At 62.0% G+C, this 15,577-nt stretch carries 17 protein-coding genes; 1 reads left to right on the top strand and 16 read right to left on the bottom strand.

Annotated features, from left to right (window positions below; all coding sequences use genetic code 11):
• Positions 1 to 49 precede the first annotated feature (49 nt).
• The 8 genes from thiL to glyA all read right to left on the bottom strand — a co-directional run bounded on the left by thiL (position 50) and on the right by glyA (position 6,844).
• Positions 50 to 1,063 (bottom strand): thiamine-phosphate kinase, encoded by a 1,014-nt coding sequence (thiL, locus tag ACK4FH_RS11725; RefSeq protein WP_409813839.1) that lies wholly within the window; start codon positions 1,061 to 1,063, stop codon positions 50 to 52.
• Positions 1,041 to 1,556: a transcription antitermination factor NusB gene (gene nusB / locus ACK4FH_RS11720; protein WP_409813836.1), complete on the bottom strand. Its 516-nt coding sequence runs from the start codon at positions 1,554 to 1,556 to the stop codon at positions 1,041 to 1,043. The genes thiL and nusB overlap by 23 nt, the downstream gene beginning before the upstream one ends.
• A gap of 22 nt (positions 1,557 to 1,578) precedes the next feature.
• Positions 1,579 to 2,037, bottom strand: coding sequence for a 6,7-dimethyl-8-ribityllumazine synthase (ribH, locus tag ACK4FH_RS11715; protein WP_409813834.1), 459 nt, complete (start codon positions 2,035 to 2,037; stop codon positions 1,579 to 1,581).
• On the bottom strand, positions 2,034 to 3,179 hold the full coding sequence (gene ribB, locus ACK4FH_RS11710) for a 3,4-dihydroxy-2-butanone-4-phosphate synthase (RefSeq protein ID WP_409813831.1): 1,146 nt from the start codon (positions 3,177 to 3,179) through the stop codon (positions 2,034 to 2,036). The genes ribH and ribB overlap by 4 nt, the downstream gene beginning before the upstream one ends.
• 5 nt (positions 3,180 to 3,184) lie before the next feature.
• Positions 3,185 to 3,811, bottom strand: coding sequence for a riboflavin synthase (locus ACK4FH_RS11705; protein WP_409813830.1), 627 nt, complete (start codon positions 3,809 to 3,811; stop codon positions 3,185 to 3,187).
• Between the two features lie 2 nt (positions 3,812 to 3,813).
• A complete protein-coding gene (ribD, locus tag ACK4FH_RS11700; RefSeq protein WP_409813827.1) occupies positions 3,814 to 4,905 on the bottom strand; it encodes a bifunctional diaminohydroxyphosphoribosylaminopyrimidine deaminase/5-amino-6-(5-phosphoribosylamino)uracil reductase RibD in 1,092 nt (363 codons plus the stop codon).
• 92 nt (positions 4,906 to 4,997) lie between these two features.
• On the bottom strand, positions 4,998 to 5,483 hold the full coding sequence (gene nrdR / locus ACK4FH_RS11695) for a transcriptional regulator NrdR (protein ID WP_409813825.1): 486 nt from the start codon (positions 5,481 to 5,483) through the stop codon (positions 4,998 to 5,000).
• Between the two features lie 44 nt (positions 5,484 to 5,527).
• Complete coding sequence (gene glyA / locus ACK4FH_RS11690) at positions 5,528 to 6,844, bottom strand: serine hydroxymethyltransferase (RefSeq protein WP_409813823.1); 1,317 nt, start codon at positions 6,842 to 6,844, stop codon at positions 5,528 to 5,530.
• 371 nt (positions 6,845 to 7,215) lie between these two features.
• On the opposite strand from glyA, the gene ACK4FH_RS11685 reads away from it, so the two are divergent.
• A complete protein-coding gene (locus tag ACK4FH_RS11685) occupies positions 7,216 to 7,755 on the top strand; it encodes a MucR family transcriptional regulator (RefSeq protein WP_409813820.1) in 540 nt (179 codons plus the stop codon).
• A gap of 5 nt (positions 7,756 to 7,760) precedes the next feature.
• On the opposite strand, the gene ACK4FH_RS11680 is transcribed toward ACK4FH_RS11685, so the two are convergent.
• From ACK4FH_RS11680 to ACK4FH_RS11645, 8 genes are all read right to left on the bottom strand, one after another.
• Positions 7,761 to 8,042 (bottom strand): DUF6898 family protein, encoded by a 282-nt coding sequence (locus ACK4FH_RS11680; RefSeq protein ID WP_409813819.1) that lies wholly within the window; start codon positions 8,040 to 8,042, stop codon positions 7,761 to 7,763.
• The gene (hemA, locus tag ACK4FH_RS11675) at positions 8,032 to 9,243 is read right to left on the bottom strand and encodes a 5-aminolevulinate synthase (RefSeq protein WP_409813817.1); all 1,212 of its coding nucleotides are present in this window, start codon (positions 9,241 to 9,243) and stop codon (positions 8,032 to 8,034) included. Before hemA ends, ACK4FH_RS11680 begins: the two co-directional genes overlap by 11 nt.
• A gap of 127 nt (positions 9,244 to 9,370) precedes the next feature.
• Positions 9,371 to 10,144: a glycerophosphodiester phosphodiesterase gene (locus ACK4FH_RS11670; protein WP_409813815.1), complete on the bottom strand. Its 774-nt coding sequence runs from the start codon at positions 10,142 to 10,144 to the stop codon at positions 9,371 to 9,373.
• Between the two features lie 24 nt (positions 10,145 to 10,168).
• A complete protein-coding gene (locus ACK4FH_RS11665; protein ID WP_409813813.1) occupies positions 10,169 to 11,434 on the bottom strand; it encodes a murein L,D-transpeptidase in 1,266 nt (421 codons plus the stop codon).
• 308 nt (positions 11,435 to 11,742) lie between these two features.
• Positions 11,743 to 12,249 carry a transcriptional regulator LdtR gene (gene ldtR / locus ACK4FH_RS11660; RefSeq protein ID WP_409815263.1) on the bottom strand — a complete coding sequence of 169 codons (507 nt, stop codon included), beginning with the start codon at positions 12,247 to 12,249 and terminating at the stop codon, positions 11,743 to 11,745.
• A 148-nt stretch (positions 12,250 to 12,397) separates the two neighbouring features.
• Positions 12,398 to 13,288, bottom strand: coding sequence for a 3-hydroxyisobutyrate dehydrogenase (gene mmsB, locus ACK4FH_RS11655; protein ID WP_409813811.1), 891 nt, complete (start codon positions 13,286 to 13,288; stop codon positions 12,398 to 12,400).
• A gap of 22 nt (positions 13,289 to 13,310) precedes the next feature.
• Entirely contained in the window at positions 13,311 to 14,354 is a 1,044-nt protein-coding gene (locus ACK4FH_RS11650) for an enoyl-CoA hydratase/isomerase family protein (RefSeq protein WP_409813809.1), read from the bottom strand.
• 10 nt (positions 14,355 to 14,364) lie between these two features.
• Positions 14,365 to 15,504 (bottom strand): isobutyryl-CoA dehydrogenase, encoded by a 1,140-nt coding sequence (locus ACK4FH_RS11645; RefSeq protein ID WP_409813806.1) that lies wholly within the window; start codon positions 15,502 to 15,504, stop codon positions 14,365 to 14,367.
• Positions 15,505 to 15,577 lie beyond the last annotated feature (73 nt).

Below are 15,577 nucleotides of genomic sequence, written 5' to 3'. Positions count from 1 at the left end.
ATCGCGCGGAAAGATGCCAAATACCCGCCGGGAAAGCAACCGGGAGGGCCTAAAAGTGACGATATCCCAACTGCTTGAGGGCAACGGGCCGGCCCTCGCTGTCCACGGCGGTCACACCTTCCCCGGCCCGCAGGATGGTGCCGATTCGGGTGGCCTGAACGCCGGTTTCCGCTGCGACAGCCCCGATCCTGCCCGCACTTCCGGGGGCGGCGGCAAAGAGGATCTCATAATCATCCCCGCCACCGGCGATGAGCCCGGTCAGCTCGGGACGGAGCGCAACAGCGGCACGGCCAGCCGGAGACAGCGGGAGGGCTTCAAGCTCGATACGGGTGCCGGTGTCCGATGCCGAACAGAGATGGCCGAGATCGGCCATCAACCCGTCCGACACGTCAAGGGCCGCATGGGCTATACCGGGAAGCCTGCGGCCGAAGGCAAGCCGGGGCGAGGGCTCCCGGTAACGGGTGGCAAGGAAGGAGGCATGTTCCTCCGCAAGTCCCTCAAGCTCCCCCTGCAGCAGTTTGAGGCCGAGCGCGGCATCGCCCAGCGTGCCGGTGACGTAGATGTCGTCTCCCCGTTTGGCACCGCCACGGCGGATCATCTCGCCCTCCGGCACTTCGCCAATAGCTGTGAGCGAAAGCGTCATCGGGCCCGGTGTGCGCACCGTGTCGCCGCCCCAGAGGGAAACGCCGAATTCGGCCTGATCGGCGGCAAGCCCCTCGGCGAAGCGGCGTATCCACGCCATTTCGATTTCCGGCGGCCATGCCGTGACAAGAAGATAGCCCCGTGCCTCGGCGCCTTTTGCGGCGAGGTCCGACAGGTTCACCCGCAGAAGCTTCTTCGCGATGGAGTCGGGAGGATCTGTGGGCAGGAAATGGACACCGGAAATCATGGCATCGACGGTCAGCACCGTCTCGCATCCGGGTGATGGCTGAAACAGCGCCGCATCGTCCTTGAGCCCATAGGCACCCGGTGCCTTGGCGGCGAGCGGCGCAAAAATCTGCTCGATGATCTCGAATTCGCCCGGCCCTTTGCCGCGCTCGTCAGCTCCGGCCGGCGGCGTCATCACCCGCTCCTGCGCCCTTGCGGACTTCACGGCCAAGCCTGTCGAGCACCGCATTCACGACACCCGGCTCGTCGCCTTCGAAAAAGGCGTGGGCCACGTCGACATATTCGTTGATGACGACCTTTACAGGAATGTCCTTGCAGCGGCGAAGCTCGTAGGTTCCGCAGCGCAGGATCGCACGCAAGGTGGAGTCGATCCGTGCGAGCGACCAACCTTTCGCAAGCGCGCCATTCACCTGGCGGTCGAGTTCGCGCTGTTCGCGCACGACGCCGCGCACGACATCCTCGAAATGGGCGGCATCGGCTTCAACGATGCCATTGCCTTCAATGTCCTGCCCCAGCCTGTGTTCGACAAACTCCTCGATTACATCGTCGAGCGGCGTCGAGGCGACATCCATCTGATAGAGCGCCTGCACGGCGGCAAGGCGCGCCGCGCCGCGCGCTTTCGGATCGAGACCGCCATCTTGTACCGGCTGTATGGGAACGGTGGACATTCGCTTCCTGATCTCTGGCGCGTCACGAGGCGCCGAATTGGCGCTTCAGCTCGATCATGTCGAGACAGGCATTGGCAGCGCCGCCGCCCTTGTTCTTCTGGTCGACCTTGGCGCGCGCCCAAGCCTGCGCCTCGTTCTCGACCGTCTGGATGCCGTTGCCGAGTGCGAGCGACCGCTCCACGGAAAGGTCCATCAATGCGCGCGCGGATTCGTTCGACACGATGTCATAATGGGTCGTCTCGCCGCGAATGACACAGCCAAGCGTCACGAAGCCGTCGACGGCGCGCGTCAGCCCGCCCTTGGCCATCGCATCCAGCGTGAACTTCACCGCAGCCGGAATTTCCAGAACGCCCGGCACGGATACCCGCTGCCAGGTTGCCTCGCGCGCTTCGAGCGCCGCGATCGCACCACGCGCAAGTTCATCCGCCAGGTCTTCGTAGAACCGCGCTTCAACGATCAGTATGTGAGCCTGCGTCGTCATCGTGCCGTTTCCTTAGCGCGCGCGCTTGCCTTGCCCGCCTTGGCCAGAGGCCGCTGGCCGACAACCCGCAACCCGTAGCCTTCAAGACCGACAATGCTTCGATCAGTGTCGGACAGCAGCACCATGTCATGGATACCGAGATCGAGCAAAATCTGCGCGCCGACGCCATATTCGCGCAGGCGCCGCGGCATGCCCTGCTCACCGCCTTCGCCTTTCCGCAGAAGCATGTCGGAAACAACGGTGGCCGTCGTGTCGCGGATCAGCACGATCACACCGCGTCCTTCTTCGGCAATCACGCGCATGGATTCTTCGAGGATATGCGAACGCGGCCCTGTCGCGCCGAGAATGTCGTCGAAGACATTGATCGCATGGACGCGAACGAGGACCGGCTCCGGCCCGGAAATGTCGCCCTTCACGAGCGCGATGTGCTCCGCATATTCGACCGTGTTCAGATAGACCATCATCTTGAACTCGCCGCCATACTCGCTGTCGAGTTCGGTCTCAATGGCGCGATGGATGAAATTATCGTAGCGGCGCCGATAGGCAATGAGGTCGGCAATGGTCGCGATCTTGAGGCCGTGCAATTGCGCGAATTGCACGAGATCGGGCAACCGCGCCATTGTGCCGTCGTCGTTCATGATCTCGCAGATGACGCCTGCGGGATAAAGCCCCGCCAGACGCGCGATATCGACCGCCGCTTCGGTATGACCTGCGCGCACCAGCACACCGCCATCGCGCGCCACGAGCGGGAACACATGGCCGGGCGAAACGATGTCGTTGGCGCCCTTGGTCGGGTCGATGGCGACGGAAACGGTGTGCGCGCGGTCATGCGCGGAAATGCCGGTCGAGATGCCTTCGCGCGCTTCGATGGAGACGGTGAAAGCCGTCTGGTTCCGCGACTGGTTGTTCAGCGACATGAACTGCAGGTTGAGCTGCTTCGCCCGGTCGCCCGTCAGCGTGAGGCACACCAGACCGCGGCCATACTTCGCCATGAAGTTGACGGCCTCCGGCGTACACATCTGCGCCGGAATGACGAGGTCGCCTTCGTTTTCGCGATCCTCCGCATCGACAAGAATGAACATCTTGCCGTTACGGGCGTCCTCGATGACTTCCTCGATCGGGGAGAGGTATTCCTTGTACACGGGTCTCAATCCTTCTGAACCAGCCGCGCCACATACCGGGCCAGCATATCGATTTCAAGATTAATTGGATCGCCGGCTTTCGCCTTGCCCCAGGTGGTAACGGCCTGGGTATGCGGAATGATGTTCACACCGAAGCGCGTTCCCTTAGCGTTTCCGCCGGGTTTCGGGTCTTCGACCTCGTTGACGGTGAGCGATGTGCCGTTGAGCGTGACCGAGCCCTTGGGGGCTATAAAGCGGCCAAGGCCCTCCGGGGCCTCGAAGGTGAAGCGCAGCGAGTCCCCCTCCGGGCGGATATCGACAATATGCCCGACGCCATCGACATGGCCGCTGACGACATGGCCGCCAAGCTCGTCGCCCGCCTTGAGAGCACGTTCGAGATTGATGCTCGTGCCCTCGGACCATGTGCCAAGCGTGGTGCAATCGAGCGACTCCTGCGACACATCGACGGCAAACCAGTTGCCCTCTCCGTCCCGTCCCTTTTCAACGACCGTCAGGCAGCAGCCTGCACAGGCAATCGATGCACCGATGTCGATGCCATCCGGGTCATAGGCCGTCGCAATCGTGAAGCGCGTATCGCCGCGCCGCTCGACGGCGCGCACACGGCCGACATCGGTGATGATTCCGGTAAACAACTTCAGACGCTCCTCACGTAACTCGATACAAGATCGGCGCCGGCCCGCATCGTTTCGCGCAGCACGAAAGACGGCGCGCCATCGACATGCTTGATGCCGAGACCGGCTATGGCCGGATAGCCGTCGCCGCCAATCAGCTTCGCGGCCTGGAACCACTCGATACGGTCGATCAGCCGGTCGCGCGTCAGCGAAGCGGCGAGACGCGCGCCGCCCTCAACCAGCACCCGCGTGACGCCGCGCACCGCAATCTGTTCGAGCGCGCCGCGCATATCCATCATGCCGCCCTCGCCCGGCTCGACATCGATCAGCACAGCGCCGCAATCTTCAAAGGCCCGGCGTCGGGCGGCATCGCCCCCCGGCAAGGTCAGAATCCAGAGCGGATGCTTCTTCGCATCGCGCACAAGCTTCGACGTCAGCGGCAGGCGCAGCCGTCCATCCGCCACGATGCGGATCGCCGATCTGCCGCCAAGTCCCGGCAGGCGGCAGGTGAGTTCGGGGTCATCGACAATCGCCGTCGCGCTGCCGACAATGATCGCGTCATGCGTGGCGCGCAGCAGGTGCCCGCGCGCGCGCGATGTCTCGCCCGTGATCCACTTGCTCTGGCCTTCATGCGTTGCCGTGCGGCCATCGAGCGAGCTTGCAATCTTGAGCGTCACCAGCGGCCGGCGTTCCGACATGGTGAGAAAAAATCCCTGATTGAGGTATTGGGCGTCCGCCGCGCAGACATTCTCGGTGACTTCGATACCGGCTGCCTGCAGCCGGGCAAAGCCGCGCCCGGCCACTTCCGGGTTCGGATCGGCAATCGCCCCGACGACGCGCGCGACACCGGCCTCGATCAGCGCCTCGACGCAGGGCCCGGTCTTACCGTGATGCGAGCAGGGTTCGAGGCTGACATAGGCCGTCGCGCCTCGCGCCAGATCCCCTGCATGCCTCAATGCCTCGGTTTCCGCATGGGGCCGCCCGCCAACCTGCGTGAACCCGCGTCCGACGACACGATGGCCCTCCGGCTCATCGCGCACGATCACACAGCCAACCGCCGGATTGGGCGCAACAAGGCCCAGGCCGCGCTCGGCAAGCGCCAGCGCGATTTTCATGAATTGTAAGTCGTGAGGCCTTGCTGTCATGGCCGCTCTTCAATCCTGTTGGCAGGCCCCCGCACCCGGACCTGACAGGGCAGAGGGGAGGCCTAGCGGTCGTCGTCCTCGTCGCGCAGGGACCCGGCAGGCCCACTGAGTTCGCCGAGAATATCCTCGAAATCCTTGGCCTCGCGGAAGTTCCGGTAAACCGACGCGAAGCGCACATAGGCGACGGCATCAAGAGAACTGAGCCCCTCCATGACCAGCTTGCCGATCACAGAGGACGGGATTTCGCTCTCCCCCATGCTCTCAAGCCGCCTTACTATGCCGCTCACCATACGCTCTATGCGCTCCTGCTCAACCGGGCGTTTGCGCATGGCCACTTGCACGGAACGCATGAGTTTGTCCCGGTCGAAGGGAACCCTGCGTCCGCTTGTCTTGATGATCGTCAGTTCGCGGAGTTGCACCCGTTCGAACGTGGTAAAGCGCCCCCCGCATGCGGTGCAAAAGCGCCGCCTGCGGATCGCTGTATTGTCTTCGGTGGGACGCGAGTCCTTCACCTGCGTGTCTTCGTTACCGCAATATGGACAACGCATGCGCCGTCAGCCCCCTCGAATATCGGCCCTGAAAGGTCCGTCGTTTATTTCGGACCGCCATAGATCGGAAAATGGCGGCAAAGTTCGATCACCCGATCACGCACGCCCGCTTCCACATCGGCGTTGTTTTCTTCGCCATTCTTCGCCAGCCCATCCAGCACCTCGGTGATGAGCTTGCCGACCGTTGCGAACTCGGCCACGCCAAAGCCGCGCGTGGTGCCTGCCGGCGTGCCGAGGCGGACGCCGGATGTGATGGTCGGCTTTTCGGGATCGAACGGAATGCCGTTCTTGTTGCAGGTGATATGTGCGCGCTCAAGCGCCGCTTCCGCCACCTTGCCCGTGAGCTTCTTCGGCCTCAGATCGACAAGCATCAGATGGGTGTCGGTCCCTCCAGACACGATCGCCGCGCCGCCTTCCACAAGCGTCGAGGCGAGCGTGCGCGCATTGTCGACAACGGCATTTGCATAGGATTTGAATTCGGGACGAAGCGCCTCGCCGAAGGCAACGGCCTTGCCGGCGATGACATGCATCAGCGGCCCGCCCTGAATGCCGGGGAAGATCGCCGAATTGATCTTCTTCCCGATCTCGTCATTATTCGAAAGGATCATGCCGCCACGCGGACCGCGCAGCGTCTTGTGCGTCGTCGTCGTTACGACGTCTGCATAGGGCAGCGGGCTCGGATGCGCGCCACCGGCGACGAGGCCGGCAAAATGCGCCATGTCAACCATGAGCAGCGCGCCGACGCTGTCGGCTATTTCCCGGAACGCCTTGAAGTCGATGACGCGCGGATAGGCCGAGCCGCCCGCAATGATCATCTTCGGCTTGTGTTCCTTCGCGAGGCTCGCCACCTCGTCCATGTCGATGAGATGATCCTGCTGGCGGACGCCATATTGAACCGCATTGAACCATTTGCCGGACTGGTTCGGCGCCGCGCCATGCGTAAGATGGCCGCCTGCGGCAAGGCTCATGCCCATGATCGTGTCGCCCGGCTTCAGCAGCGCCATCATCACGCCCTGGTTTGCCTGAGAGCCGGAATTGGGCTGCACATTGGCAAAGGAGCAGCCAAAGAGCTTCTTCGCCCGCTCAATCGCAAGATTCTCCGCAATATCGACAAATTCGCAGCCGCCGTAGTAGCGCTTGCCCGGATACCCTTCTGCATATTTGTTGGTCATGATCGAGCCCTGCGCCTCCAGAACGGCGCGGGACACGATATTTTCCGAGGCAATCAGTTCGATTTCGTTCTGCTGGCGCCCGAGTTCCTTCTCGATCGCGGCCAGAATGTCCGGATCGCTTTTCGCAAGTCCATCCGTGAAAAAGCCGGCAAAACTGCCCTGCCCGGCGGCGGCATCGCTTAACGACATAAACCTACCTTTTCATTGCTGTTCGGACGTTCCGGGACCCGCAAGCCACCCTGTCGCCGTGCTGCACGCGCCAAGCCCTGCCATGTCCCGTTCGAAGGCGGGTTGATACCACATCTCGTCAGCCATCGCCAATTCGCCACAAAGCGTCGCGTTCGGCGGCCTGAGCGGCGATCGAGGCATTCCAAACCGTTCCGGCTTCGCACGAGCCAAGGCAGGTCAATCTATTCTAGTTGAATCTGATGTAAGAATGGATGGAAATGGGAAGTTTACTTGCTATACCAAGTCGATCATCTTTCAAAATTATGCAGATTTCATTGATTCACCTTGGTTCCAAATGGTTTAGACATGGGACCATCTAGACGATAATCTTGATGTTCATGTTTGGAGGCGCTATACCGCGCTGTAAATTGTATTTGGAACCCTGCAATGCGGTTGTTCCACCTTCGGTCAGGCGTTACGTCGAAATGAACGACACCAAATCATCAGATCCTACGGATTCAACTGAAATACTGCGTCTGGCAACGGAAATTGTTGCGGCTTACGTCAGCAACAACTCCATAGCGGCAAACGATCTTCCGGGAATGATCCGCACGGTTCATGCGACGCTTGCCGGCCTCGACCAGGCCCCTGGCGCAGGTGAATCCGATCTTGTCCCCGCGGTGCCGGTCAAGAAGTCGGTTACCGCCGACTACATCATCTGCCTCGAAGACGGCAAGAAGCTGAAGATGCTCAAGCGCTATCTGCGCTCGCAATACGGCCTGACGCCCGAGGAATATCGCGCGCGCTGGAACCTGCCGCACGACTACCCGATGGTCGCTCCCAACTACGCCGCTCAGCGCTCGAAGCTCGCAAAGCAGATCGGGCTTGGCCGCGTCGCCGCGTCGCCCGCGAAACCCCGCAAGCGGAAATAGCGGCTTCAGACGATGATGCCGCCCTTTCCCGGTCCCGGATCGGGAGGCGGCTCGTCTTTCCCCTCTTCCTTTTTCTCCAGCATATAGCGCAGCTTGCGAACCGCGACGTTCTCAAGTTCGGTCTGCGCCGCGCCCGACGGCCCGATGATGGAGACTTCCATTCCGGTGGCAACGTCGACCACCGTCACCTTCATGCTGGCGCCAATCGGGATAAATTCGAATATGACCTCGCGGCCGCCTCGATCCACCGGCGGCTGCTTGCCCCTGTGACGGGCGTCAGGCGGCACGCCGGATCTTGCGGCGCGTCCAGACCTGATCGAGCGCCGTTACGAGACCACGCATCATGTCGTCGGTATGCACGGGACAAGGCGTGAAGCGAAGCCGCTCCGTGCCGCGCGGCACGGTCGGATAATTGATCGGCTGAACATAGATGCCGTAGTCGTTCAGCAGCTCGTCGCTGACCTGCTTGCAGACGACCGGATCGCCGACCATGACCGGCACGATATGGCTTTCGCACCACATCACCGGAAGTCCAGCGTCCGCCATCATCTGGCGCAGCGTCGCCGCGCGCTCCTGATGACGCTCCCGCTCGACCGAACTTGTCTTGAGGTGACGAACGGCTGCCAGTACGCCGGCGACAAGAACGGGCGAAAGCGATGTCGAGAAAATGAAACCCGGAGCATAGGAACGTACCACATCCACCAGATCGGCGGAGGCGGCAATATAGCCGCCCATCACGCCAAAGCCCTTGGCAAGCGTGCCTTCGATGATATCGACCTTGTCGAGAACGCCGTCGCGCTCGGCAATGCCGCCGCCGCGCGGACCGTAAAGCCCGACAGCATGAACCTCATCGAGATAGGTCATCGCGCCATATTTGCGGGCGAGATCGCAAATCGCGCCGATGGGCGCAATGTCGCCATCCATCGAATAGACCGATTCAAATGCCACGATTTTCGGCTGATCGGGATCGATCGCGCTGAGCAGTTCTTCGAGATGTGCCAGATCGTTGTGCTTCCACAGACGCTTCGGCCCGCCGCCACGGCGAATGCCCTCGATCATCGACGCATGGTTCATCTCATCCGAGATGATTACGCAGTCGCCGAGAATGCGCGCCAGGGTCGACAGCGTCGCGTCGTTCGCCGCATAGCCCGACGTAAACAGGAGAGCAGCTTCCTTGCCGTGAAGGTCGGCAATCTCGCGCTCCAGCTCGACGTGATAATGGGTCGTGCCGGAAATATTGCGCGTGCCCCCGGAGCCGGCGCCAACCGTATCGATGGCCTGATGCATGGCATCCAGAACAGCCGGGTGCTGGCCCATGCCGAGATAGTCGTTCGAACACCAGACGACGATGTCCTTCATGCCATCCGGGGTGTGGAAGGTCGCGCGTGGAAACGAGCCGCGGTGTCGCACGATGTCGGCGAACACGCGGTAGCGCCCCTCATCCTTGACCGCCCGAAGCGCTTCGCTGAGTTTCCGCTCGTAGTCCATGTCGTTCCTGTCCTGCGAACCGGTTAAACCGGCTTTTCTGTGATTCTAGCACACCTTAGCCTTCATCCACAGCCTCGCCAGCCGCGAATTGTCGCAGAATAGACATGGGTTATAGAAAGATCTTTCGCTAGGCCCAGAGGCCTTTTTCAGTGAGAACCATTCGCAGAAGCGCCGGTTCGTCGGTCATGATTCCGTCGACACCAAGGTCGGCAAGGCGGCGCATCTCCGCTTCGTCGTCGATCGTCCAGACATGAACCTGCAGGCCCAGTTCATGCGCCTTGCCGACAAGGCTCTCATCGACCAGCGTGATGCCATGTTGCGCAATCGGAATCTGAGCGCAGCCCTCTACAAAACCACCGAACAGAAATCCGGCGGGACCGGCCCAGCTCGCAAACCGCAAGCGCCCCGTGGCAAGCGGCCCCATGCCGGTGCAGAGGCGTGGGCCCAGCGCTTCCCTGATGCCTGCCGTGCGGCGCCCGGAAAACGAGTTCACGCAGACCCTCTCCACCGCACCGGATTCTTTCAGCAGCTTGATGAGGGGTGCGGCCGCATTGTCGCGCTTCGGATCGATGTTGATGCGAAGGTCCGGCCATGCGGAGAGCAGCTCCGCCATCAGCGGAATGGGCTCCGCGCCGGCAATCCGCGCCTTCTTCACGTCCGCATAGTCCATTTCCGCAATGCAGCCGGTGCTATCCGTCACCCGGTCCAGATGGTCGTCATGAAAGGCGAGCAGCACCCCGTCGCGCGTCGCGTGGACATCGGTTTCGATATAGCGATAGCCGAGATCGACCGCGCCCTGAAAGGCCGGCATCGAGTTCTCCGGCCAGGCCCCCGCGCCGCCGCGATGCGCAAAGGCCAGAAGCCCGTCATGTTCGAGATAGGGAAATTTCGCCGGACGCATGGGGTCTGCCCGCCGCCAGAGTGACTAGTTGCTCAGCGCGCTCGTATTCACGCCGCCGTCGCGAGCATACACATCGTCGCGGAATTGCACGACACCATCCGTGTCGACCCACGCCGTCAGGTAGGCGAGATAGATCGGGACCGCAGAGGCAAGATAGACATTGCGGAAATGCCCGGAAGCGACCGAGGACTGAACACGCGCCGCATCCCACTCAGGGCTGTCACCTTCCATGATCCATGACACGAGGCCCGCAACATTCTGCACCCTGACGCAGCCTGAGCTGAAATTCCGTTCCTGCCGCCCGAACAGCGTCTGTGTCGGCGTGTCGTGAAGGAAGATCGCATCATTATTCGGGAAGTTGATCTTCAGCGAGCCGAGCGAATTCCACGGGCCAGGATCCTGACGCAGGTAATAGGCTTCGTTGATGCGCGGGTTCGACCAGTCGATCGTCGCCGGATCGAGCTCACGGATATTGTCCGCCCAGCCCTGCATGACACGTATGCCCTGCCGCTTCAGATAGTCCGGGTTAGCCCGGATCTTCGGCAGCATGTCTGCCATTGCTATGGATTTCGGCACATACCAGTAGGGATTGAAGGTGATCGACGTCACCTTGCTTGTGATCTCCGGCGTCTGCCGCGCCTGCGTGCCGACGATCACGCGCTCATGAAACTCGACGCGGCCATTGTTGACGGCCTCGACTTCCTGCCCAGCGATGTTCACGAAAATGTAGCGGCCATCGAGTTTCGGCGCCAAGGCTTCGATGCGCCGCTGATTGAGTTCAAGCTGCCGAAGGCGCGTCTGCACCGGCACATTCATCGCCGCAATCGTCCGCCTGCCGACGATACCGTCCGGGTCGAGGCCATTGCGGCGCTGAAAGCCTTTCACGGCAGCCTCAAGCCCGGCGTCGTAGAGGAACGGGTCGCCGGGCGAGACGGAAAGATCGCCGGTCGCCATCAGCCGCTCGCGCACCTTCTCGACACGCGCATCGCGCACGCCAAGTTCCAGCCGCTCGCCGGCCGGAACGTGTCCCCAGCCGCCCCAGCTGGCGATTTCGCGATATTTCTGGATGGATTGAGCGATCAGCCCGGCCGTATGTCCGCCGATGGCGGGTTGCGCCGAACCGCGCGGCGCCACTTCGACTTCACGAGCCTGAACCTCGGCCGTCGCCTGCCAGGGATCGACCCAATGGGTCTGGCCCTCGCCATATCCCGTTGCCGCCTGCGACTGGGCATGGGCATGCGATCCGGCAAACATGCCGGTCCAGACCGTGGCGGCCGCAAGCAGCGCCACTGCAATTGCTCTGGAAATTCCTGTTCTCACCCTGCTCCGCCTGTGTCCAAGTCCGAGATTTCCGGCAATCGTCCTGCATCCCAAAATGCCAATTTGGGACAATTCGAAGGACTTTGCCTCTGCCGAACTGCAGCTTGCCATGAAACCTGTCACATCCGGGACCAAATCCCGGCGCTGTCCGGCCCGGAATAGGTCAGACGCGCCCTTTCAGTGACGAAATTGCAACTCTCGTGCTGCACGCGCAGACATGACAGCCCTGCCTCCGGTCCACCGAGGGGCCGAAGGTTGGGCCAGGCAGGCGCCCGGCATCAGAGGCGGTAGCGGATTTGGTCGGTCCAGAAGCGTTCGAGCTTGAAAAGCGTGGCATTGGTCTGGCGCAGTTCCTCGACCGAAATGTCGCCGACGCTCGAGAGCATGCCGCAATGCTTCTTGTAGACCTCATCGATCGCTGCGCAGATCGCACGGCCCTTGTCCGTCAGGCGGACACGCACGGAACGGCGATCGGAGCGCGAGCGCTGATGGTGGATATAGCCCGCTTCCACCAGCTTCTTGAGGTTGTAGGACACGTTTGAGCCGAGATAATGGCCGCGCGTACGCAATTCGCCCGCCGTCATCTCGGAATCGCCGATGTTGAACAGCAGCAGGGCCTGCACGCTGTTGATCTCGGTGCAATTGATGCGGTCGAGCTCATCCTTGATGACGTCCAGCAGGCGCCGGTGCAGACGCTCCACATAGGTCAGCGCTTCGAGATAAGCTTCCTTACGTCCCGGATCTTCCTGATCCTGGATGTCGGACTCTCGCTTGACGTTGGTCATACCCATTTGAATTCTTGACCTCTGGCTCGCAACGGATCGCACACTCGCGGCACTTCCTGTCCCGCAATTGCGCACTCTACCCAATGGGTTGCTAACGAGCCCTTAAACGGACCGGCTTGCGCTGCAAGTCGAGCCAGACAAATGGAAATCAGATTTCGCCGCGGACAAGCTTGATAATCCCGGAAAAATCGATGTTTTCCTCTCCGGCAGCTTCCATAAGCGCATAAAGCTGGGCCGCCTGCGCCCCGAGCGGGATGGGAGACCGGGCCATTTTGGAGGCATCCTGCGCGAGCCGGAGATCCTTCAGCATCATGCCCGCGGTGAAGCCCGGCTGATAATTCCGGTTGGCGGGCGATGTGGGCACAGGGCCCGGCACAGGGCAATAAGACGTCATCGACCAGCACTGACCCGATGCCGTGGACGAGATGTCGAACAAGATCTGCGCATCGAGACCAAGCTTCTCGCCAAGCACGAAGGCTTCCGACACCGCGATCATCGAAATGCCGAGGATCATGTTGTTGCAGACCTTGGCGACCTGGCCATTGCCCGCCGCGCCGGCATGAAAGATGTTCTTGCCCATCTTTTCGAGAACGGGCTTTGCCCTGGCGAAGGCCTCGCCGGAACCGCCGACCATGAATGTGAGCGTTCCAGCTTCCGCGCCGCCGACGCCGCCGGACACGGGCGCATCGACCATCATCATGCCGGCCGCTTCAGCCGCAGCAATCGTTTCGCGGGCCGAGGGTATATCGATGGTGGAGCTGTCGATGAATAGCGTGCCCTTGCGCGCAGCGGCGATCAGCCCACCCGACCCCAGATAGACCGAGCGCACATGCTCGCCCGCAGGCAGCATCGTCACCACGAAATCGACATCCCGGGCTGCATCGACTGCCGTCGCAGCCTTTGTGGCGCCCACCGCGACCAGCGCATCGGCCGCTGCCGCCGACAGATCGAACACCTTGAGCGCGTGGCCCGCCTTGACGAGATTTCGTGCCATCGGCCCGCCCATGTTGCCGAGCCCGATAAATCCGATTGCCGCCATTGCCGCCCTCCCCAGGCTTTTCTCAGCCGAAATTCAGATCGCCGCCTTCGAGCGGCGAAAAATAGCGATCGACTTCCGCCGGATCGACATCGGCGAGCCGCGCCGGATTCCATTTCGGCGACTGGTCCTTGTCGATCACGACGGCGCGCACTCCCTCGTAGAAATCATGCCCGGCCGCGAAACGGTTGATGAGCCTGTACTCGAGTTTCATGCAATCTTCGAATTCGAGCTCTGCGCCTTCGCGTACCTGCCGGTAGGCGACCAGCGTCGAAACCGGCGACTTGCCTTCGATCGCGTCCGCCGTCTGCATGGCCCATTCGCCGCCATCGGTCCGCAGGGATACTATGATCTCCGGAACGGAGCCTTTGGAAAAATGCGCGGAAATGTCCTTCTGCATCGCGGCGAGCGGGGCAGCGCCCTCCTCCTCCGCAACTTCGGCCAGCGCCTCGCGCGGCGATGTGCCGCCGGCAAGCCGGTCTTTCAGGGTTTCGATGCGCGCCGACGGTACGTAAACATCGCCAATGCCCACATAGATTGCGTCTGCCGCCTTGAGCCGTGCGCCTGTAAGGGCGAGATACATGCCTGTGTCCCCCGGCGCGCGCGGCAGGAAATAGGTGCCGCCGACATCGGGGAAGAGACCGATCCCCGTCTCCGGCATGGCGAAGGTGAGCCTTTCGGTCGCCACGCGATGCGAGCCGTGAACGGATAACCCCACGCCTCCGCCCATATTGATGCCATCCATCAGCGCGACATAGGGCTTCGGATAGCGCTTGATGAAGGTGTTGAGGAGATATTCCTCACGCCAGAAATCGATGGCCGTGGTTTCGCCCGCCCGGCCCCAGTCATGCAGCGCACGAATATCGCCGCCCGCACAAAAGGCCTTCTCGCCCGCGCCCTCGACGATGACGCACTGGACGCTCGAATCCGCCGCCCATTCCTTCAGCTTCGGATGAATGAGCCGGACCATGCCGAGCGTCAGCGCGTTGAGCGCCTTCGGACGGTTGAGCGTGACGACCCCCGCCACACCGCGCTTTTCGAACAGGACTTCGGCTTCCTCGCTCATCATGTCCCGGCTTTCATTTCTTCAGAAATTCACGCGCAATGATGACACGCATGATCTCGTTCGTGCCTTCGAGGATCTGGTGCACGCGTGCATCGCGCAGATGCCGCTCCAGCGGAAAGTCCTTGAGATAGCCATAGCCGCCGTGAATCTGGAGCGCCTCATTGATGATGTTGAAGCCGGCATCGGTTGCAAAGCGCTTTGCCATCGCCGCATGCATCGTCGCGTCGGGCGTCTTCGCATCGACCTTCGTCGCCGCCTGATAGATCATCAGCTTCGCTGCTTCGAGCTCCGTCGCCATGTCGGCAAGCTTGAACTGCAGGGCCTGGAACTGCGCGAGCTTCTTGCCGAACTGCTCGCGCTCGCCGACATATTCCTTCGCGCGCTTCAGCGCCGCCGTCGCCGTGCCGAGCGAGCAGGCGCCGATATTGAGACGGCCGCCATCAAGCCCCATCATCGCAATCTTGAAACCTTCGCCTTCCGCGCCGAGACGGTTCGCGACCGGAACGCGGCAATCCTCAAAGATCACCTGCGCCGTCGGCTGGCTGTTCCAGCCCATTTTCCGTTCCGTGGCCCCGAAGGAGAGCCCCGGCGTACCCTTTTCGATGACGAGGCAGGAAACACCCTTCGCACCCGCTTCGCCGGTGCGCACCATGCAGACATAAATGTCCGACGTGCCCGCACCGGAAATGAATGCCTTGGAGCCGTTCAGCACATAGTGATCGCCGTCGCGCGCCGCCTTCGTCTTGAGCGAGGCAGCGTCGGAACCGCTCGACGGCTCGGTCAGGCAATAGCTGGCGATAAGTTCCATCGGCGTCAGTTTCGGCAGCCACTTCTGGCGCTGTTCCTCGCTGCCGAACCTGTCGATCATCCAGGACGCCATGTTGTGGATCGAGAGGAAGGCTGCCGTCGATGTGCAGCCCTCCGACAGCGCCTCGAAGATCAGCGCCGCATCGAGCCGCGTCAGCGCCGAACCGCCCACATCCTCGCGCACATAGATACCGGCAAAGCCGAGTTCGGCCGCCTTGCGGAGCTTGTCGACAGGAAAGAAGGCATCGCGGTCCCAATCGGCGGCGTAAGGCGCAAGCTCCTCGGCGGCGAAATTCCGCGCCACATCCTGAAATGCCTGCTGCTCTTCGTTGAGCTCGAAGTGCATGGAACTGTCCTCCCGCATTGGCCGTTGCGGCCCTTCGAGCGGTGATACTGGCCGGTCTTCACCCTGTCAACGA

Source organism: Parvibaculum sp. (genome assembly GCF_046297875.1).
Classification (GTDB): domain Bacteria; phylum Pseudomonadota; class Alphaproteobacteria; order Parvibaculales; family Parvibaculaceae; genus Parvibaculum.
The sequence above is the reverse complement of the archived record's forward strand: the minus strand, read 5'-3'. Positions and strand labels throughout refer to the sequence as shown.